The following is a 19,043-nucleotide window of genomic DNA, read 5'->3' on the forward strand; positions in this document are numbered from 1 at the left end:
AGGCAAATAGTTCCTTTCTTAAATTTCCATATCCTGCCTACGCTTACGGGCAGGGTGCTTATGTTCCTGTGTTTCCTTTCCTCTGGCGAGAATGGCATGAACAAAAGCCCAAACCCTTTCAGACGCAATCTCTATCGCATCCAAGAAAGGCTGGGCTTTCTGTTTCAGTTCCATATATTTTTCGTTTACTGCTTCATACCGCTGTTTCCAGATGGAAATTGTTTTTTCAGCAGAAGCCAGTTTCTCTTTCAAACGCTTATTGTCAGCATTGGCAATAATGCCGTTGACCGCATAGCGTTTGAGTGTATCGCACTGATCCGGCGTGAGCGAGACATTTCCGGTGAGGGCATTTTTCTTGCCCATTTCCTCAATATCCTGCACCGTCAGCGCAATGGTCTTTGCTGCCTTGGTTTCCTTTTGCAGAGCTCCAGTTTCTTTTTCTGCTTCTCCGTAGCAGCCTTGGCATCCGCCAAACTCTGCTCGGCCTGTTCCACCTGTCCGGTCACAGTTTCCAGGCGGTGCTGTTCGGCCTGTACCTTGAACTGTGTCACCGTCAGATGTTCCTCGGTACTGCCACGCTCTCCACGCTCCACATCGGTATATCCGGCGGCTCGCATGAAATTAAAAAAGTCATCCTGCAGCACACTGTAGGACGACTTCAAAATCTTTTTCCCTTTTGCGTTCAACATCGGATTGCCATCTTCATTGAGAACGGGTTTGGATTCCCATTTCTTACTGCGGCTGACCTGTGTGATCGTTTCTTTTACCGTTCCCCGGAGGAATTCATCCTTGCACCGCTTCGACCACAGGATTTGCTTTTCCACCACCGGGATATAAACCACATGGAGGTGGTAGTGATACACATCCTCGCCCAGGGCTTCGGACATTGCCCGGTTGCGCTCATCGGCGTGCATCACAGCGGAGAGGATATACTGCTCGCCGCCCACAATCTCCACGGCGGCTTTGTAGGCATCGGCATAGAACTGTTTGGCATATTCATAGCCGCCGTGGTTGTGGAAGTAGGCAGAGTTTACATCAAACAGCAGCTCCCCATATTTCACCGCATCGGCTTTCAGACCACGGGTGGAGATAACACCATCTGCAATCATCTGATCGAACATGGCGGCATAGCTGTCGGTAGGTTTCTTGAAGTGGACATTGCGGTGGGTCTGGGTGGTATCAATATCTTGATTGGAGTAGCTGTCTTTTTCTCGCTCGTTATGCTCCTGAACTTTCGCCACATCGTCGAGGGTGGGCAAGTCCTGGTTACGGGCAAAGGTACGGTCAATTCCATCGTTTCTTGCCATAGGTTTTTTCCTTTCTTTCGAGAGTAGCAGACGGGCGGGGCTGCGGGGATGCACTTCTGCGGAAGTGTAATAACCCACTATAACACTTTCATCCATTCTGGCTGCAAAGTGCCGTGGGCTCTCCCGAGGGGGTATGCGGTCACTGCGGTGACCTCTGCTGACCAAGGCAAAATGTCTGCAACTTTTCCCATGGTCAGCCCGTCTGCATGAAGCTGTTCTGCGGAACGTTTCTTGCAGACGTTGGCAGCGTCTTTCACTGCCATCCATAGGCAGCACTGCGGTGTGCCTATGGGGACGGGAGATGCGAGGGGCTGTTGCCGGGGGCATCACTTCTCCCGTCTTTGCTGCCATACAATGTCGCATCCCAGCACATCGGCAAGCTCCAATACTTCCTTGTATCGGATGCTTTCCCGCTGTAATTTTGCGGACAGGTTGGAAACGCTGTCGCTCCATCCGTACTCGTCCGAGAGCAGGTCAACAACTTCCTGCATGGTCATCCCAGCACGGATGATCTGTGCCTTGATTTCATTGCGTACATTCATATTGAAAAATCCTTCATAATTCTGTTTGTGGTTCGGTACAATCTCTGCACCCCAAAACGGAACAGATACACCGAACAGTGAAAAATCTGCAATCTCTGAAATCCGTTCAGAATTTTGCTTGTGATGTCCTGTCCATATATGACCATATCCCGCTTTACTGTTTCGTGTGATTTGGTCTGGAAAAATGAAAACATCTATTGTTCCGTGAACAGGGTACACGGTTCAGAGAAGCACGATTTCGTGAAATAGCTTCGTCCTGCGGTCAAAAACTTTGCTGTTTCCATTGCCATTGATTTTCAATACCCGAAAACAGGTTGTCTCTGAAAGCCGTTGTTTCCTATAATGGGAGAAAACAGGGGTAAATGCTGCGTACATACGTACAGAGCATGACTGGCAAAATCAATCCCGCCATTCCTCCGGTACGTACGTACATGACGAAACATCGTAAAACCCATTTATATGAGGTCTTGCCACAGCTTCCACACCCATAAATCCCCACACCCGCCGTCCGGCAGAGTTGGTGATGTTGTTGCAATGTTCCAGATTGAATCTCCCGGCATTGGCAATCATGGCGTCGCTGAAGCTGCGGGCTTTCAGCGGTGCAAGGGAATTTTCTTCGCACCACATCCGGTAGATTTCATAGAAATCCTTGGAGCTGATGGACGCATCCGCTTTGCACCGGATGTATCCCTCCGATTCCATGAAATCAAAGATATTATTATTGTCACGCTTGACCGCTTCCCGGTTTTCCCGGATACGGTCACTCTCTGTGAATTTGAAGTTGTTGGCAACAAGCCGCTGCAATCCCTCCAATGCCCACAGGAAGATGCCCTCGGCTTCGGCTTTCATCTTCTCCGCAAGGTCAGGATCATCAGCTCTATCCACAGGCTTTTCCTTGGTGGTCAGCACAAGCTGTCTGCGATAAAATCCGTCACTGCGATCATAAAGAGCTTGCAAATCACCGTTGCTGAACGCAAGCAGCCGGGCGAACATCCAGCCTGATAACTCTGCTTGCCCTTGCGTTCCAAATCCATCTTGCCCTGTGCTGTCACGATGGATTTCACATAGTTGGTCTGGCGCAGAGCTTCCATCCGCATATCATCATCCACGCACAAGAGGATATGTTCCAGATCGGCACGGGCAAAGCGGTTTTCGGAAATCTTTCCGATGCTGCCGTCTTTCATATTCATGCCAAAGATTGCCGAAAGCACCGCACCGATTTGGGATTTACCCTCGCCGCCGTTGCCCTTAATCACCATCATGCGCTGTCCTTTGTTGGAGGGAATCAGGCAGTAGCCGATAAACTCCTGCAAAGTGGGAATGTCCTCTGTATGAAGCAGGTCATCCAGAAAGTTCAGCCAGACCACAGGAGCAGGAGCATCGGGATTGTAGGCAACAGGCAGACGGCTCCGCACGATAGCAGGTCTGCCCTCAGTGAATGTTCCGTTCTGCAGCAGCGTACCGTTGGCAACATGAATCCGATCCTGCTCCGGAGGAAAGTCAGGCACTTGTGCTTCCAGTTTCAGCACCTCCAGAATATTGGTGATCTTCCGGGGGATGTTGTTCACGGCACAGAATTTCAGCTTGTCGTAAATCTCACCCCGGAGAGGGAGATCGTCTGTTACCCGACCATCGGGCGTAAAAAAAGCTCCGTTTGCGAAGATGATTCTGCGCTCACGCAGAAATTCTTCACAGAACAGAGCTTCATTGATGTTCTGCCCGTCAAACCAGATCGGCAGATTCATATCCGGCATTTTACCTTTCTTCCCCATGGGACAACCCCTCCTTTCGTTTCCGTGCCACATAGTTCCGAAGGAAAGCAATCTTGCTCTCCTTCATTAGCTCGTCCACCACGGCAACCCGTTCTTCTAAATCACCGACTGTCAAAATATCTGCCAGATATTCGATATAATCAATCATCTGGCAGGCTTCCACAAAACGGTCATCCAGATCATCGTCCGGTGTTTTCGGTGCATATCGCACTTTCCAATCTTCCAGCAGATGCAGATAATCCATCAGCACCCGGAAGCACAGCATTTCGTCCTCCCGAAACTGACGGATATAGGGACGTTTGGGCTTGAGCATAGCTGCGGAAGTGGGCGGTTTCGGGTCAAGCCCAAAATCCGAAGCCAGCTTTTGTGCTGCTTCATAGCTGCTCAGATCGAACGACCTTGCCACGAAGTCGATCACATCCCCCTTGACTCCGCAGCCAAAGCAGAAGAAATAATCCTCATTCAGCCTCATGCTCGGATGCCTGTCATTGTGGAACGGGCAGCAAGCCATGCCGTTTCGGTTGACTTTCAGCCCGTAGTGTTCGGCGGCTTGCTTTACGCTGATTGCCACCTTGATGGTTTCATAGATTGTCATAGAAAACCTCCGTTCATAGTATTCAGAAAGCACGAAACACCCGCCGTGATTGGCAGGTGCTTCGCTCCGTCTACTATTGTTATGCCGGATTTTTCAAAAAACAGGCTAATCGGTGGACAACCCCATTTCAAAAAACAGGACAGCTTTTCGGAGGATGTAGATTTCTTCACATTTGCATGATATAATGAAAGAAATGAAAAAACAGGACAGGAGAGCAAGCATGAATCAAGAATTGATGACATTGGATTTTTGGCAGGATACAATCATATATGAGGACAAAGCACTTCCTATCGGCACTCTTGCCTGTGATGCGCTGAATGTTTCGGCGGATACTCTTGCCAAAATGAATGAACAATGCCAGAAAATTAATCTACTGCTTGGAATGCTGAACGCCGGACAGGACGCTTCTGCACTCTTTCCTATGGCAAGGGAAGCTGCATTGACAATGTTAGAGATTCTCAGCAAAACGCCGCCGTTCTCCTATATGGATATACCAAAGCACCGGGAACGGATAGAAAAGGTTTTTACTGCGGACAGCGCACAAAAATATGTGGAGTTTGCTACAAAAGCTGCAACCAATTCTTTACCGTTTGAAGAAGTTCCGAAATATGCTGATGCGGCGATGCTCCAACGTTATACCGCTGTATTCGGACATTTGGCATATTCTCTTAGGGAATACCAAACCGCAGTGCTTGATTTTGCGGAAAAATCAGACAGCAACGAAGCAGACCGTACCGCAGAGGGCTTTGCAAAAATGTTCGGCAGCTATTTCCCGCCGGAGTTTTCTATCACGGAGGGCAATGCCTGGATGTCTGTTGCGAACAACTCTATTCAGTATGTGACAACTGTCCGTCCCGGCGAGGATGTGGCGAAGCTCGTCAAACGGATGCACTATGTATCCTTTGTGGGAATGTTCCGTTCTGATCTCTTTGAGGGCTTGTGTGTTGGTCATGCACCGAAAAAATGCCGGATCTGCGGCAAATGGTTTCTGACCACCAACGCAAGGCACACCAAATACTGCGGCGGTTATGCACCGGGAGATAAGCTGCACCGCACTTGCCGGCAGATCGGCAATCTGAAAGGCAGAGAACAGCGGGAGCTTGCGGACGATCATCCGCTGAAACAGATTTATGAGAAGCGGCTGAACACCATAAACCGCTATGTGAAGCGTGGTACTCTGGACGCTGATCTTGCAGAGGTTATGAAGAAACTGGCGAAAGATAAAATGCTCCGGGCCTTGAGCAATGTTGCTTATGCCAAGGGCGATTATGAAAAGGAAATGGGACAGGCTGCCTTGAAAAAGGAAGCTTACAACAAAAAATGACAAGGAGATAATACATGGCACGAAAAGCTGATGTTAAAGGCGGTAATGGTGATGTGGTATTCGATACTGAAACCGGAACTGCGAGAAAATACCTTCGAAATACGTCTACCGTTGAAAAAGTCGCACGCTTCAAACGAGAACTTGCTGTATTTCAGGAATTATGCAAGAATCCAATTCCCAATGTTGTTGAGGTGACGGATGTTTATATTAACGAGGATAAAATTGCTGAATCTTATGTTGAAATGAAAAAATATGACGGTTCGGTATACGATATACTCGAAGTTACCAAAGGGAATGTTAAATTAGCATTTGAACTGCTTTTGCCGGTCATCAAAGCACTCTATACACTTTCAACCGGAAATCCGCCCTTGTATCACAGAGATATAAAGCCGGATAATATCTTGTTTTTGAAAAAAGGTGATGAATACACACTGTATCTTACAGATTTTGGAACGTGTTTTCTTAACGATGGGAGCGAACGACTGACACCGGAAACTATGGCAGTTGGTCCCAGGATGTATATTGCCCCAGAATACGAAACAGGTCGTGTAGAGGAAGTAACTGAAAAAGGAGATATATTTTCTTTGGGTAAAGTTCTTTGGTGTATGATCAATGGTGAGCCGGAGGACTTTATGCCTTCAAACTTCTGGTTTGTTGATGAATATGATTTGACCAAGCGTTTTCCCGGAAATGCTGATATGATTGTTGCTAATACAATTATTGCATCATGTTTGAATATTGCTCCTGATGAGCGCTGCGCATATTCAAGTTTGATTGGACAGATTGAGAACTTCATTGCAGAGGGCAATATGACGCCAGGGGAAGAAGAACAGTATCGAGTACGAGTATATCAAGAGAAACGGAATTTAGAACTCTTGGAGATAAAAGAAAAGAATCGGCTAATTGTAAATTCCTTTAGTCAGTATTATATAAAGGCGTTAGAAGAATTACTGAATACATACCCTGATTTTGAGCTGATTCAAAAACTCTACGATGAATACCGTAAAAATTCAAAGGATGGCATTGATTATACATCCGTAAATGTTGAAAACAATGCCAGCCATTATCTCTATAGCGGAACTTATGACCGAATCTATTTTTCAATTAATTATGAACCCGCTCGTGGAACTGATAGGTATTGCAGCATCACGATAAAATACACAATAGATAGTTGGAAGACGATACGGTTCTATTATTCCGAAGATGGTACGATTTTAAGTGACCATAACGGCGTAGTAAAGCTGATGTGCGTAGAATCATTGTATAATATTTTGAACTCCATAATCATGGAATACATTTCATAAAACAGAATGGCATACAGAAGGGAGGTGCGCTATGCTGAATGATTTTACATGGAATATGACCGGATACATACCAAAATACCAAGTCAATCCGCACGGTGACGGCATCATTCCCTATGTGGCAGAGCGCATCTTCCAACTGGAACCGGAGCCGCCATCAGTGGGCAATCTGAACGAATATATCCTGTCTGCTTTGCATGAAAAGAATTTGCTACATTTTTCGTTCTTTCTACATCACTACGAGCCGCAGCTTAATAAGCGCATCAAGAGCTTTCTTGGTGTGGATGGCGGCGATTTGTACGATACAGACCGTTTTCTGGATATAAAACTGTCCTGCCGGGAGCAAATGCTCCAAAAGCTGATGGACTATGATCCTGCCAAGGGTGCGGAGTATGCTACATACATTTTTCCGTTCATCCGGGATGCTATGCTCCGTTTCCGCATGGGCGAAGAAAAATGGTCGGTATCCTCTCTGACTAATTACAAAATGGTGCGGTCAATGGCTTGGCTGTACCACAATACCAAGGATGCGGTCAACGAGTTTTCCAAGAAATACAACTGTGATCTTGCTCTTGCCGAAGAATATCTGAAAGTTGTCCGAGGTATCCGCAATCAGCAGCCATTCTATGTGACAGACGAGGACGGCGAGGAAACTGGCGAAGATGTCGCCCTTGACGATAGTTGGAACTATACCGACATCCTCTGGAACGGCATACAGGCAGAAAAGGTGCAACGGGCATTTGAGAAACTGAATTACCGGGAGCAGACCTTGCTCGAAAAACGGTTAGCAATTTGCATGACCTGTGGGCGTGTTGGCTCATGGAAGAACCGCCCCACCTTTGAAGACCTGGCGGTTATGTTTGAGGGAAGCACAGCCAGCGGTGCAGAGCGGGCTTACCGGAAAGCGATGGATAAGCTGACAGAGCTTCTGGTTGCCGAGGGTGCTATCCATGCAGTCCGGCTGAAACAGAAATCCAAAACCAAGCGCAAAAAGAAAATCACCGCCGCAATCTACGAATACCAGGCAGACTGCGACGGCGAATGGGGCGAAATATCAGTTGATTTTGAGAACGGCACAGCAGAAATCATTCGGCTTGCTGATTGGGATACAATTAAAACGAACTGGTTTGCCAATGAGGCGATCCGGTATATTTTATCATTGTCGCCTGATGCTCTTAAAAAATATATGCTCGTCCCCCTTGAGCCGCCACTTATATCCTGAATCCTTACAACAACTGTAAGTGGTATTTGCTGTGTTCCCATGCTATCATTTTATTACAAATGATAGGAGGTATTCACATGAAACCCATTTTGAATATTGAAAATTTAACAAAAATCTATGGCAATGTGCCAAGTCAAACAAAGGCACTGAATGGGATCACCTTCCAGGTGATGCCGGGAGAGTTTCTCGGCATTATGGGAAGCAGTGGTTCCGGTAAATCCACGCTTCTCAACTGTATTGCAACTGTGATTCAGCCCACCGGTGGGAGCATTCAGGTGGAAGGCGATACTCTGCAATCCCTCAAGGGAAAGGCTCTTGCAGAGTACCGTGGCAAAAAAGTTGGTTATCTATTCCAGAACTTTGAATTGCTGGACAACCTGACTGGCAGGGAAAACATCCTGCTCCCGACTTCCTTGCATGGGGTATCCGAAGCAGAAAGCAGCCAGCGGCTGAAGCAGTTGGCTGACTATCTGGAAATCACTGATGTTCTGGATAAGTTTCCGTCCAAGATGTCCGGCGGCCAGCGTCAGCGTGTTGCGGCAGCAAGGGCTCTGATCTTACATCCCCAAATGATCCTTGCCGATGAACCGACGGGTGCGCTGGATTCTAAGAACGCAAGAAGTCTTATGGAGAAGCTGTCCGGCCTGAATCGTGACGAACAAGCTACGATCCTGATGGTAACCCATGATTCCAATGCCGCCAGCTTCTGTAAGCGCATCCTGTTCATCCAGGATGGCGTGATCTTTCATGAGCTTCGGCGTGGAGACGAAAGCCAGCAGGAGTTCTACGGGCGCATCCTGAAGGTGATGGCGCAACTGGGAGGGGGCAGCGCAAATGTTCTCTAATCTCATTCTTCGGAACAGCCGCCGCAGCCGAAAGGAAAACGGTCTGTTTTTCAGCTCCCTGGTGATTTCTATTGTTGCCTTTTACATGATTCTTTCCATCTCCACTCAAGATGTGATGCTCTTTTTGCAGAAAATGGAGAGTGACGCAGTTGACAAACTCCTGCTTCTGATTCCTGCGTTTTATGGAATGACCCTCGGTATTCTGTTCTTTTTGATCTATTTTGCCTGCAAGTATCAGTTCGAGCGCAGACGGCATGAGCTTGGTGTTTATCTAATGTTGGGGATGCGTAGAAGTAAACTGTTTGGTATGCTTCTGGCGGAAGATTGCCTGACCAGTATTCTTGCCATGCTCATAGGCTTACCTGTGGCTGTGGTGCTTTCAGAAATTGTCAGTCTTGTCACCGCCAAGCTGGTAGGCATGGGGATCATCGGTCATCAGTTTTCTTTATCCTGGTCTGCGATTGAATGGACGCTGGCAGGATTTCTGGCAATTAAGCTGACGGCACTTCTGATTTTGAGTGGACGAATCAGCCGCCAGGAGATCGGTACTTTGCTATCCCAGCCAACGAACCGCCCCAAAAAGCAAATGCCATCTGTTATCTATGGACTGGCTGCTATATGCGGAAGTGTGATGTTGGCAGTGGCTTACTACATGGCGATTCAGGGAATTGCATGGACAAAGGTAAGTATGATGGGACTGACTTTGCTGTTGGGCATAGTTGGTACGATGCTGCTTTTCTATGGGATGCGTGCGCTGATTGCTTTGATTGTTAAGAAAGGAAAAGGAAATAAGCAGCTTCATGTATTTACCTTCCGGCAGATTCAGGAGAATGTCATTCATCAGTCAAACTCCATGGCCATCAGCTCCCTGCTGATTCTGGCGGCGCTGTGTTGTTTTGGTGCGGGCGTAGGAATTGCAGGAACGAATAGCCTGTCTTCTGGCCATGTAATCGACTATACTTTTGAAGATCATACTGCAGAAGATTCATCGCAGGTTCTTCCGAATATAAAGGCAGTCCTGAAAGAAAACAGTTTGGAAAATCAATTTTCAGAGCTTTTTGAAATGAGGGTTGGGCGTATTCGCACCACAGAAGATTATGATAATGCCTACAGCATGGACGCTGTTATGGACTCTCTTCGGAGCCTGCCCCAGTCGGAAGACCGGGATGTCCTTCTGAACAATCTTGGTTATGCCACATACCCATATTTGATTTGTTTATCGGACTATAATCGTTTGTTGGAATTGTCCGGCAATCCGGCTCTCCAATTAGGCGAAAAGGAGGCCACTGTCTATATTGATACAGAGTTTACTACGGCAAGCCGTACCGCAATGCTGAACCAAGTATTGGCCGGGCAGCCCAAGGTGGAACTGGATGGTAGTCCGATTCATCTTACAGGAGAGGTTCAGTCTGTGAATTTGGTCACGGACCGTTCTATAACCTTGTCCTTTGCATTGATTCTTCCGGATGAAGCATTCCTATATTATAGTCAGGGAATGTATGATACCTATGTCAATGCGGTGCTCAGTGAGCAAGCTCTGAATGGAAATAGCCTTATGACTGCATATTTGGATTTGAACGAGAAGCTGGACGAAATTGACATTGAATATGAAAGCTATCTTCAGAATATGGGTCGTCAGCTTTTCTACACCATAGCATCCAGTTATATTACCCTCTATCTTGCGATTGTTTTCCTGGTAGTTGCCAACACCATCGTGGGTGTTCAGTTCCTGATGAGTCAGCAGAAAACCGGGCGCAGATACCAGACTCTGATCCGCCTGGGAGCTACTTACGAAACCCTTTGCCAGTCTGCTGGAAAGCAAATTACCTGGTTTATGGGACTTCCTGTATTGGTTGCGGCTGTCAGCAGTTTGTTTGGAGTCAGGGCGTTATTTACAGGGATACTCTCGTCCCGAACCCGTGGGACAGTGGCTGAAATGATGTTTGTATCTGCTGCTATGATTTTGCTGCTTTGCGTGATAGAATATATTTATATGAGAGTGGTCAAGCGCTCCAGCGATCGGTATTTGCTGACACTGATGCAGCCACAGAGAGAAGAATAATTTGGAAGGAGGTGCTGTCGTGAAAAGAATTGCTGTTGTGGAAGATGAAGTCTATATGCGGGAAGAACTCTGCAATATGCTCCAAAAGGACGGGTATCTTGCGGAGGCAATCACCGAGTTTGAAGATGCCGCTCGGCTCCTGGCAGCCCTCCGTCCTGACCTTGTGATCTTAGACCTGAATTTGCCGGAGATCAGTGGCTTTCAAATCTGCCAGGAACTAAAGAATAAAACCGCTATCCCCGTCCTGGTACTAACTTCCAGAGATCAGGTAAAGGATGAACTGCAAGCGTTCCACTTGGGTGCCGATGAATATTTGACGAAGCCGTGCAGAAAAGATCGACTTCTTGCCAGGGTATCCAATATTCTCAAAAGGTATGAAGGCCGTACCAATCTCATAGAGGGACCAGATTTCCTGTTAGACCAGCAGACCTACACGCTTTATATTCATAATACCTCTGTCGTGCTTCCAAAAAATCAGGGAAAACTGTTGGTTGCTCTTTTGTCCGGCGGCGATGCTCTGGTCACGACGGAGCAACTTTGCATAGCACTATGGGGAACCACGGAATACATAGACGAAAATGCCTTGCAGGTTAATCTGACCAGGCTGAAAAAGACGATGTCCGGTCTTGAGATGAAGCAGCGAATCGTTGCGGTTCGTGGGATGGGCTATCGTCTGGAAACGGGGGTGGCTCCATGAAGCAGCTTTGGCGCATAACAGAGCGATACTACCCCTGGCTATTGTTGCTGTTGGGCGTGGATTGCTTTTGTGCTATCATTCTTTGGATTTCTGACATTCAGGCATTTCAAACCTTGATTGGGTTAGTAGTTCTGACAAGCCTCCTTTTGTTTTCAGTGATTCTGTTTGTACTAAACAAGCGGGAGACTACCCGCCGAGAGCTGTTCCGGGATTTCCTCAGTGATCCTACCATCTGCAACGAGGAACGGCTGCTCAGTGCCATCAGCCGGGAAGAAGGAGAATCTATCCGGCTTCTGGCATCAGTTTTACAGGAACACAAAACTGAGAGTAACAGTATGGCAGATGCCCTACAGGACTATGAAGAATATGTGGAGGGCTGGGCACATGAAGCGAAAACGCCCCTATCGTTGTTGACCATGCTCCTGGATAATCGGAGCGACGAAATATCTCCTCCCCTGCAAGCAAAGCTGGATTATGTCCGCAGTCAGCTTCAGGAGGATGTCACTCAAATGTTATACTATGCCCGGTTAAAGAGCAGTACAAAGGATTATCAGTTTGAGGATATCAATTTGAATCAGTGCTTGGGGGAAGTTCTGGAGGACTATGCCCCACTTCTGGAAGAAAAGCAGTTTGTAATTCTCAATAAACTGCAATCTGAAACAGTCTATACAGACCGTAGAGGGCTTCAGTTTATGTTGGGACAGATCGTGAGCAATGCCATAAAATATAGCAGCGATAGTCCCATGCTAACGATCTCTATGATACATTCGGAGACCGCAGATGTCCTTTCAGTTGAGGATAACGGCATCGGTGTAAAAAAATATGATCTGCCGTATATTTTTCAAAAGGGCTTTACCGGGGATTCTACTGACAGCAGAAAGAAAGCTACCGGTATAGGGCTTTACCTGGTTAAGAAGATGGCTGACGATCTAAACCTTCGTCTGGAAGCTGCTTCCCAGTGGGGAAAGGGCTTTAAGATAGTCATCTTCTTTCCAAAATTGAGATCCAACGGAGGAAAATAAATAAATAAATAAACAGAAAAACGCCCGCAGGATTTTCTCCTGCGGGCAGCGTGTTGTCAGCTATCCAAAGGCTTGTATTCTGTTACAGTTTTCAGATAGGTTTCGGGATCGCCATTCAATATCAAGTCAGCATATGCTATCGGGTCATTGTAGATCAAATAATCCAACTCTGACCGCTGATACATATTGTCTGCAATCTCGTTCTCAACAGCGATAGTGTCAATCGCAATCATTCTGCCGTCCCTGAATTTCAGTTCCACACAGCAATTATCCATAGTGTAAGCACAAGATATTAAGGTTTTCATGGTATGTCTTCCATAATTCGAAATATAAAGCGAAAATCCCGTCTGACTTCCTGTTAGAAATCAGACGGGATTTGTCCGTATGCACCCCGGAAACCGTCAGCTAACAGTTGATAAGTAAATTAGTTCCTTATCACTGTTAAGCCAAGGTTTTCCGGGCTTTTGCTATATCTAAACGGGCTGATATAGTTTGACCTCATTTGACCAAACGAGAGCCGTTTTCACCCAATTTTTAGTGGTTAAATATAGGGCAACCGGCAAAAATGGGGTCAAAAAACGGCCTTAGTGGTTAAAAAATAGGACAACCAGAGAGCAATTTCGGGGGTATTTTTGAGGGTGATTTTGGCACTCTCAGACACCGGATTTTTCGCTGGAGGGTTTGGCATAATCTGACCAAATCTGAACAATTAAATACGATTCTAATGCAGGCACTCAGTAACAAATAACTGGGTGCTTTTTTGTTTTAGAGATTCCGGCATTAGAAAGGGCCGTCACTTTATGATTTTGAAGTGGCGGCTTTTTCTATTTCCAGAAGCAACAGCAATAATTAGAAATGAGGTGAAGTCAATGAACACGCAAATCATCGCCATTGCCAACCAGAAAGGCGGCGTTGGCAAGACAACGACCTGTGCCAACTTGGGAATCGGGCTGGCGCAAGCCGGAAAGAAAGTCCTGCTGATCGACGGAAACCCGCAAGGCAGCCTGACGATCAGCTTGGGCAATCCCCAGCCGGACAAGTTGCCCTTTACGCTGTCGGACGCTATGGGGCATATCCTAATGGATGAGCCGATTCATTCCGGCGAGGGTATCCTGCACCACCTGGAGGGAGTAGACTTGATGCCCGCCGACATTCAACTTTCCGGTATGGAAGTATCCTTGGTAAATGCTATGAGTCGTGAGACTATCTTGCGGCAATATCTGGACACACTGAAGGGGCAATACTCCCATATCCTCATCGACTGCCAGCCTCCCTTGGTATGCTCACAGTCAATGCGCTGGCCGCTGCGAATAGGATCATCATTCCCGTTCAGGCAGAGTATCTGCCCGCTAAAGGCTGGAACAGCTGCTCTCCACGGTAAACAAGGTAAAGAGGCAAATCAACCCCAAGCTCCAGATTGACGGTATCCTGCTGACGATGGTGGACAGCCGAACCAACTTTGCCAAAGAGATTTCCTCGCTCCTGCGGGAGACCTATGGCAGCAAGATCAAAGTATTCGGCACAGAGATTCCGCACTCTGTCCGGGCAAAGGAAATCAGTGCAGAGGGAAAAAGTATTTTCGCCCATGACCCTGGCGGCAAAGTGGCAGAGGGGTATCGAAATCTGACGAAGGAGGTGTTGAAACTTGAAAAGCAGCGCGAAAAAAATAGAGCTGGCCTCGGTAGATGATCTGTTCTCCACCGAAGAAGGCCGCCAGGATGCAAAGCTGGAAAAGATTCAGGAAATTCCATTGTCTGAACTGCATCCCTTTAGGAACCACCCATTCAAAGTCAAGGATGACGAAGCCATGATGGAGACCGCCGACAGTATCAAGCAGTATGGCGTTCTGGTTCCGGCGATTGCTCGACCGGACCCGGAGGGCGGTTATGAACTGGTGGCCGGACACAGACGGCACAGAGCAAGTGAACTGGCAGAAAAAGAGACCATGCCGGTAATTGTCCGTGATCTGGACGATGATGCAGCCACAATTATTATGGTTGACAGCAATCTGCAACGAGAAAGTCTCCTCCCCAGTGAAAGAGCATTTGCTTATAAAATGAAACTGGATGCTATGAAACATCAGGGAGAGCGAGTTGATTTAACTTGTTCCCAAGTTGGGAACAAGTTAGAGGGCAAGAAGTCCAGTGAGATTTTGGCAGAGCAAGTAGGTCAGAGTAAAAACCAGATTTTTCGCTATATCCGTCTGACAGAGCTGATTTCTGAATTGATGGATATGGTGGATGAAAAGAAGATTGCCCTGAACCCTGCCTATGAGCTGTCCTTTCTCAAAAAGGAGGAACAGGTAGACCTGTTGGACGCGATGGACAGCGAACAGGCTACCCCTTCTCTTTCTCAAGCCCAGCGGCTCAAGAAATACAGTCAGGAGGGGCATCTGACCCTCGATATGATGCGTGTCATCATGGGTGAGGAAAAGAAAAGCGATCTGGACCGAGTGACATTTACCTCTGACACCTTGCGGAAGTATTTCCCTAAAAGCTATACGCCCCAGCGGATGCAGGAAACCATCATCAAGCTGCTGGAGGCATGGCAGAAAAAGCGTCAGAGAGACCAGGAACGATGAAAGGAGCCGCCTATGATGGATATTTCAGCAAGGGAGCTGAAAGGACATAACATTCTTGCCGTGGAACGCTTTGAGGACAGCACCCGATGGATGATTGAGTTTGTTGTTCTCCATCCGTGTAGTGCTTACGGGAGCAGAGGTGATGAAATGCGTCTGTTTCTTGCAGAGGACAGCTATCAGAATGCTCTCCAAGACCAGCAGCGCCGGAAAATCAAAATCAAGCGGTATGCCCGTGTTGTTGAGGGACACATCCTCGACTTTAAGCCGGGAAAGAAACGCACAAGAAAATATAGAGAAAGTTGAACGCCACAATTCTTTGATTTGGGATTGTGGCTTTTTTTATATCCAAAAGTCGGAAGGAGTGAGGTCGATGGCCGTTTTTCGCATTGAACGGACCCGTGATTATACTGTGATGAGCAATCATCATTTACGAAATGCAAACCTGTCGTTAAAAGCCAAGGGGCTGCTTTCCATGATGCTGTCTTTGCCAGAGGACTGGAATTACACCACCCGTGGTCTTGCAAGCTGTCCGACAGCAGATACGCCACTCTGGACGCTCAATACGAAAAGGAACAGTCCGAGCTTACCGCTGAAATCTCTGTTCTGGAAAAGGCTGTCAAGAGCTATGAGAAGCACGAAAAGGACGCTGATCGTTTTATCGCTCTGATTGACAAGTATGAGAACTTCGACAAGCTGACCATTGCTATGCTCAACGAGTTTATCGAGAAAATCCTTGTGCATGAGCGTGACCGTAAAGGCAGTATACAGACCACACAGGAGGTCGAGATTTACTTCAATTTTGTTGGGCGATTCGTTCCCCCGGCGTTTGGAGAAGCGGAGCTTACCCCGGAGGAATTAGAGGAAATCCGCAAGCGTGAGGAACGCAAGGACAGGCTTCATCAGAACTACTTGAAGCGGAAAGCCAGCGGAGCGCAGAAGCGATACGAGGACAAAATCAAGAAGCGGAAAAAGGCAGAAATTGAAGCTAAGAAAGCCGCCATTCGTGCGGAGGACATTGCAAAGGGCGTGTTCGTCCCTGTCAGCAGTTTACCGCAGAGAGAGCCGATGAAAGGAGTACAAACAGCATGAATATCACTTACACACGGAACGGAGATTATCTTATCCCGAACATCGTTATCCGCAAGACCAAGCCCATCGGACACTACGGCAGACTTCGCAAGGCGTATCTGGAAATGCACCGCCCGATACTGTTCAATGAACTGGTGCTATCCGACAAGCTCTTTGAACATTGTGCCGAGATTGACGAAGCGGCACGAAACCGCATGGAGCAGATCGTGCGGTCACTGGCAGAGCAAAACGGTGTGACTGAGCAACTGAAAGCCGATAATCAAATGGAATGGGTGCGGCAGATGAACGCTTGCAAGGCACAGGCAGAGGAGATTGTGAAAGCGGAATTGATTTATGATTGAGCGAGGAAGTCCGGGCAGAAAACTGTTCGGACTTTTCTCATATAGTCCAAAGTTGCGGTAGAACTGTTCACAAGTTTTATGGTACAATTTGAATACGAAAAGTGAGCAACAAATGGAGGCTGGCTGACACATTTGTCTGCGGGCGTGATGTCCCAATCGGAAATTTCGTCAGACCATATCTCCATTTTAAAAGAAAAGAGCAAGGCCGGATAGACCTTACTCTTACATTATGAATCGGAATTTACGAAAGAGGTACAGAACATGAAGAAAATCAGAGGATTGCGTAGCTCCGGCAGAGCCGGAACGGCAGCAGCCAGAGTCGCCCCGGAGCTGGTGGAGCCGATTTTGGAGTAAATAAAAGGGGTGATGAAATTTTGCTGGAAACAACGCAAATAAAGCAGCGTTTACCGTTTATTGATTTGATAAGAGGTATAACCATTATTGAAATGATTTCGTATCATTTCTTATGGGATTTAGTTTATCTGTATAATGCAGATATTCCATGGTATAAGTCCCACGGTGCCTATATTTGGCAGCAATCCATTTGCTGGACTTTTATTTTGCTGGCTGGGTTCAGCTGGCATTTAGGAAAAAAACACATGAAAAGGGGATTGTGGGCGTTTGGTGGTGGTGTGGTCGTTTCGCTCGTTACCGCCATAGTTCTTCCCAATGATCGGGTGCGCTACGGTGTTCTAACGCTTATTGGCAGCTGTATTTTGATATGGATTTTACTGGATAAGGTTCTGAAAAAAATCCCGGCTGGGGTTGGGGTAAGTGTTAGTTTTGTGCTATTCCTCATTCTCAGAAGTTGGACGAAGCAAGACCCTATCCAACTATCTGATAATTTGCTGAATGTTACATGGTTGAAATCGGTATTAGCTTATATTGGATTTCCGCAAGCTGGCTTTTCATCTACCGACTATTTTCCGTTGCTCCCATGGATTTTCTTATTTGCAACAGGATATTTCCTGTACAGTTTCTTACAGGAAAAGGGGCTGATTAACCGGCTATTTGGAAAATGGAAAGTTCCAGGTATTAACTTTTTAGGGAAACATTCGCTTATTATTTACATGATACACCAACCGATCTGCTATGTTGTAGCGTTCTTGGTTTCGGAGATTTTTTAATATTGAGCCGTTGATCGGTGGAGTAAACAAGAAAGGAAGCCCCCAAAAAGGGGGCTTCCTTTCTTTAATATCGGCAAATGTGTTTATTTTTGATTATCACAGTTTGTAGCCGGTGATGTATCGGTCGCTACCAACTTCGCCAGCGAAGAAATCGTTAAGGGAGCTGCAAGCGAAGAATCTCTAATACGACAGATTCAAGTTTGGCGAACTGATAAAATCCCTTTAGGAACTAAAGGGCGCACTTCTATACTCTCCTATCGGGAGTATCGTGCGTCCTGCGGAGCTTCATTCTCTGTCAGCAGAAAAAAGCTGCATGACCGAGAATGTTTCGTCACTTCGTTCCGTCAAGGTGGCTACACCCCCTTGCGCTGCTAATGCGGCTATCCCTTGTGTACTTGCCGTCCGCAAACGGTTTTGACAAACCGTTCGCCGCCAGCAAGTTTGGAAAAACAAATACCGAAAATCAGACCGTTGACTGGTCGCACTATGCGAAAAGTTGACGGTCTTTTTTTATCCCCAAAATCAAAAATAGGAGGTCAATCACAATGACAAAACCGAAAACCCTTGACCAGCTCCGAGCCGAAAAGGAACGGGCCGAGACGCAGCTTGCACAGGAACAGCACAAGCTCAACCGTCTTGAGAACAGAAAGAAATATCTGGAGAAAGGCGAAAGGCAGAAACGCACCCATCGTCTTTGCAATCTGGGCGGCACGATTGAGAGCCTTGCCCCGGAGGTCAAAGATCTCACACGCACCGAAATGACAGAGCTGATGGAACAAATCTTTTCTTTGTCCGAAGTCCAGCGAGCCGTCCGTCACATGACGATTACCCACATCAGCCAAGCAAACGGAGAAAAGGAGTTGAAAGCCGATGGCACTATTTCATCTGAGCGTCACGCAGACTAAGCGAAGCGCAGGACAGTCCGCTATCGCTTCTGCTGCCTACCGAGCCGGGGAGCGATTGTATAGCGAGTATTACGGCGAATACAGCGACTACACCCGCAAGGGCGGCGTGATCTGCTCTGACATTCTCTTGCCGTCCCATGCACCGCCAGAATACGCAGACCGCCAAACCCTATGGAACGCCGTGGAAAAAGCCGAGCGTGGAAAGAACGCCCAGCTTGCATACAGCTTTGACATTGCCTTGCAGAATGAATTTTCCCTTGAGGAAAACATCGCTCTTGCAAGGCAATTTTTATTGGAGAACTTTGTGAGCC

General features: G+C 47.2%; 21 protein-coding genes and 3 pseudogenes. 16 read left to right on the forward strand and 8 right to left on the reverse strand.

Annotation, left to right across the window (positions count from 1 at the left end):
• Nucleotides 1-18 precede the first annotated feature (18 nt).
• The 7 genes from DXA93_RS20995 to DXA93_RS14470 all read right to left on the reverse strand — a co-directional run bounded on the left by DXA93_RS20995 (nucleotide 19) and on the right by DXA93_RS14470 (nucleotide 4,216).
• Entirely contained in the window at nucleotides 19-363 is a 345-nt protein-coding gene (locus tag DXA93_RS20995) for a hypothetical protein (protein ID WP_330427379.1), read from the reverse strand.
• Nucleotides 364-383: 20 nt separating this feature from the next.
• Complete coding sequence (locus DXA93_RS14445; RefSeq protein ID WP_330427380.1) at nucleotides 384-1,307, reverse strand: plasmid recombination protein; 924 nt, start codon at nucleotides 1,305-1,307, stop codon at nucleotides 384-386.
• 77 nt (nucleotides 1,308-1,384) lie between these two features.
• Nucleotides 1,385-1,570, reverse strand: a complete 186-nt coding sequence (locus DXA93_RS14450; RefSeq protein ID WP_117522849.1) for a hypothetical protein — start codon at nucleotides 1,568-1,570, stop codon at nucleotides 1,385-1,387.
• 63 nt (nucleotides 1,571-1,633) lie between these two features.
• Nucleotides 1,634-1,849, reverse strand: a complete 216-nt coding sequence (locus DXA93_RS14455) for a phosphoribosylglycinamide formyltransferase (protein WP_109258817.1) — start codon at nucleotides 1,847-1,849, stop codon at nucleotides 1,634-1,636.
• A 399-nt stretch (nucleotides 1,850-2,248) separates the two neighbouring features.
• A complete protein-coding gene (locus tag DXA93_RS21000) occupies nucleotides 2,249-2,734 on the reverse strand; it encodes a primase-like DNA-binding domain-containing protein (RefSeq protein WP_330427135.1) in 486 nt (161 codons plus the stop codon).
• Nucleotides 2,735-2,751: 17 nt separating this feature from the next.
• Nucleotides 2,752-3,621: a DUF5906 domain-containing protein gene (locus DXA93_RS21005; RefSeq protein ID WP_330427134.1), complete on the reverse strand. Its 870-nt coding sequence runs from the start codon at nucleotides 3,619-3,621 to the stop codon at nucleotides 2,752-2,754.
• The gene (locus DXA93_RS14470; RefSeq protein WP_117522847.1) at nucleotides 3,605-4,216 is read right to left on the reverse strand and encodes a CHC2 zinc finger domain-containing protein; all 612 of its coding nucleotides are present in this window, start codon (nucleotides 4,214-4,216) and stop codon (nucleotides 3,605-3,607) included. Before DXA93_RS14470 ends, DXA93_RS21005 begins: the two co-directional genes overlap by 17 nt.
• A gap of 220 nt (nucleotides 4,217-4,436) precedes the next feature.
• Here DXA93_RS14470 and DXA93_RS14475 point away from each other — a divergent pair, with 220 nt between their 5' ends.
• The 7 genes from DXA93_RS14475 (at nucleotide 4,437) to DXA93_RS14505 (ending at nucleotide 12,689) form a co-directional block, all read left to right on the forward strand.
• A complete protein-coding gene (locus tag DXA93_RS14475) occupies nucleotides 4,437-5,540 on the forward strand; it encodes a DUF6076 domain-containing protein (RefSeq protein WP_117522886.1) in 1,104 nt (367 codons plus the stop codon).
• Between the two features lie 14 nt (nucleotides 5,541-5,554).
• Nucleotides 5,555-6,844 (forward strand): protein kinase family protein, encoded by a 1,290-nt coding sequence (locus DXA93_RS14480; protein WP_117522846.1) that lies wholly within the window; start codon nucleotides 5,555-5,557, stop codon nucleotides 6,842-6,844.
• Nucleotides 6,845-6,875: 31 nt separating this feature from the next.
• Complete coding sequence (locus DXA93_RS14485) at nucleotides 6,876-8,063, forward strand: hypothetical protein (RefSeq protein WP_117522845.1); 1,188 nt, start codon at nucleotides 6,876-6,878, stop codon at nucleotides 8,061-8,063.
• Nucleotides 8,064-8,140: 77 nt separating this feature from the next.
• Nucleotides 8,141-8,908, forward strand: coding sequence for an ABC transporter ATP-binding protein (locus DXA93_RS14490; protein ID WP_033121505.1), 768 nt, complete (start codon nucleotides 8,141-8,143; stop codon nucleotides 8,906-8,908).
• Nucleotides 8,898-10,970 carry an FtsX-like permease family protein gene (locus tag DXA93_RS14495; RefSeq protein ID WP_119208624.1) on the forward strand — a complete coding sequence of 691 codons (2,073 nt, stop codon included), beginning with the start codon at nucleotides 8,898-8,900 and terminating at the stop codon, nucleotides 10,968-10,970. The genes DXA93_RS14490 and DXA93_RS14495 overlap by 11 nt, the downstream gene beginning before the upstream one ends.
• Before the next feature lie 19 nt (nucleotides 10,971-10,989).
• Nucleotides 10,990-11,667: a response regulator transcription factor gene (locus DXA93_RS14500; RefSeq protein ID WP_033121503.1), complete on the forward strand. Its 678-nt coding sequence runs from the start codon at nucleotides 10,990-10,992 to the stop codon at nucleotides 11,665-11,667.
• Nucleotides 11,664-12,689, forward strand: coding sequence for a sensor histidine kinase (locus tag DXA93_RS14505; RefSeq protein ID WP_117522843.1), 1,026 nt, complete (start codon nucleotides 11,664-11,666; stop codon nucleotides 12,687-12,689). Before DXA93_RS14500 ends, DXA93_RS14505 begins: the two co-directional genes overlap by 4 nt.
• A 56-nt stretch (nucleotides 12,690-12,745) precedes the next feature.
• Here DXA93_RS14505 and DXA93_RS14510 read toward each other — a convergent pair whose 3' ends face one another.
• Nucleotides 12,746-12,994 carry a DUF6061 family protein gene (locus DXA93_RS14510; RefSeq protein ID WP_085531192.1) on the reverse strand — a complete coding sequence of 83 codons (249 nt, stop codon included), beginning with the start codon at nucleotides 12,992-12,994 and terminating at the stop codon, nucleotides 12,746-12,748.
• Between the two features lie 564 nt (nucleotides 12,995-13,558).
• Here DXA93_RS14510 and DXA93_RS14520 point away from each other — a divergent pair.
• The 9 genes and pseudogenes from DXA93_RS14520 to DXA93_RS14565 all read left to right on the forward strand — a co-directional run.
• A pseudogene (locus DXA93_RS14520) lies at nucleotides 13,559-14,378 on the forward strand (ParA family protein).
• Nucleotides 14,335-15,270: a ParB/RepB/Spo0J family partition protein gene (locus DXA93_RS14525; RefSeq protein ID WP_119189007.1), complete on the forward strand. Its 936-nt coding sequence runs from the start codon at nucleotides 14,335-14,337 to the stop codon at nucleotides 15,268-15,270. Before DXA93_RS14520 ends, DXA93_RS14525 begins: the two are co-directional and overlap by 44 nt.
• A 12-nt stretch (nucleotides 15,271-15,282) precedes the next feature.
• Nucleotides 15,283-15,573 carry a DUF5720 family protein gene (locus DXA93_RS14530; RefSeq protein ID WP_118639936.1) on the forward strand — a complete coding sequence of 97 codons (291 nt, stop codon included), beginning with the start codon at nucleotides 15,283-15,285 and terminating at the stop codon, nucleotides 15,571-15,573.
• Nucleotides 15,574-15,640: 67 nt separating this feature from the next.
• Nucleotides 15,641-15,793 (forward strand): annotated as a pseudogene (locus DXA93_RS14535) (helix-turn-helix domain-containing protein); the annotation flags it as partial.
• Nucleotides 15,793-16,359: pseudogene (locus tag DXA93_RS14540) on the forward strand (DUF4368 domain-containing protein); the annotation flags it as partial. The pseudogenes DXA93_RS14535 and DXA93_RS14540, both read left to right, overlap by 1 nt.
• On the forward strand, nucleotides 16,356-16,700 hold the full coding sequence (locus DXA93_RS14545) for a TnpV protein (RefSeq protein WP_118639935.1): 345 nt from the start codon (nucleotides 16,356-16,358) through the stop codon (nucleotides 16,698-16,700). The pseudogene DXA93_RS14540 and the gene DXA93_RS14545, both read left to right, overlap by 4 nt.
• A 374-nt stretch (nucleotides 16,701-17,074) precedes the next feature.
• Nucleotides 17,075-17,827 carry a heparan-alpha-glucosaminide N-acetyltransferase gene (locus DXA93_RS14550; RefSeq protein WP_117509146.1) on the forward strand — a complete coding sequence of 251 codons (753 nt, stop codon included), beginning with the start codon at nucleotides 17,075-17,077 and terminating at the stop codon, nucleotides 17,825-17,827.
• 545 nt (nucleotides 17,828-18,372) lie between these two features.
• A complete protein-coding gene (locus DXA93_RS14560) occupies nucleotides 18,373-18,732 on the forward strand; it encodes a DUF3847 domain-containing protein (protein WP_117509145.1) in 360 nt (119 codons plus the stop codon).
• A partial coding sequence (locus tag DXA93_RS14565) for a MobA/MobL family protein (RefSeq protein WP_158583281.1) occupies nucleotides 18,698-19,043 on the forward strand: 346 nt, incomplete at its 3' end. The genes DXA93_RS14560 and DXA93_RS14565, both read left to right, overlap by 35 nt.

The sequence above is a fragment of the Blautia sp. OF09-25XD genome, from assembly GCF_003482095.1.
Taxonomy (GTDB): Bacteria; Bacillota; Clostridia; order Lachnospirales; family Lachnospiraceae; genus Fusicatenibacter; species Fusicatenibacter saccharivorans.

Coding starts and splice junctions, on each gene's coding strand:
- DXA93_RS14480 (WP_117522846.1), top strand. CDS start 5,555: ATGGCACGAAAAGCTGATGTTAAAGGCGGTAATGGTGATGTGGTATTC.
- DXA93_RS14495 (WP_119208624.1), top strand. CDS start 8,898: ATGTTCTCTAATCTCATTCTTCGGAACAGCCGCCGCAGCCGAAAGGAA.
- DXA93_RS14445 (WP_330427380.1), bottom strand. CDS start 1,307: ATGGCAAGAAACGATGGAATTGACCGTACCTTTGCCCGTAACCAGGAC.
- DXA93_RS14490 (WP_033121505.1), top strand. CDS start 8,141: ATGAAACCCATTTTGAATATTGAAAATTTAACAAAAATCTATGGCAAT.
- DXA93_RS14455 (WP_109258817.1), bottom strand. CDS start 1,849: ATGAATGTACGCAATGAAATCAAGGCACAGATCATCCGTGCTGGGATG.
- DXA93_RS14475 (WP_117522886.1), top strand. CDS start 4,437: ATGAATCAAGAATTGATGACATTGGATTTTTGGCAGGATACAATCATA.
- DXA93_RS14470 (WP_117522847.1), bottom strand. CDS start 4,216: ATGACAATCTATGAAACCATCAAGGTGGCAATCAGCGTAAAGCAAGCC.
- DXA93_RS14485 (WP_117522845.1), top strand. CDS start 6,876: ATGCTGAATGATTTTACATGGAATATGACCGGATACATACCAAAATAC.
- DXA93_RS14530 (WP_118639936.1), top strand. CDS start 15,283: ATGATGGATATTTCAGCAAGGGAGCTGAAAGGACATAACATTCTTGCC.
- DXA93_RS20995 (WP_330427379.1), bottom strand. CDS start 363: ATGGGCAAGAAAAATGCCCTCACCGGAAATGTCTCGCTCACGCCGGAT.
- DXA93_RS14560 (WP_117509145.1), top strand. CDS start 18,373: ATGACAAAACCGAAAACCCTTGACCAGCTCCGAGCCGAAAAGGAACGG.
- DXA93_RS14505 (WP_117522843.1), top strand. CDS start 11,664: ATGAAGCAGCTTTGGCGCATAACAGAGCGATACTACCCCTGGCTATTG.
- DXA93_RS21005 (WP_330427134.1), bottom strand. CDS start 3,621: ATGGGGAAGAAAGGTAAAATGCCGGATATGAATCTGCCGATCTGGTTT.
- DXA93_RS14510 (WP_085531192.1), bottom strand. CDS start 12,994: ATGAAAACCTTAATATCTTGTGCTTACACTATGGATAATTGCTGTGTG.
- DXA93_RS14545 (WP_118639935.1), top strand. CDS start 16,356: ATGAATATCACTTACACACGGAACGGAGATTATCTTATCCCGAACATC.
- DXA93_RS14450 (WP_117522849.1), bottom strand. CDS start 1,570: ATGGCAGTGAAAGACGCTGCCAACGTCTGCAAGAAACGTTCCGCAGAA.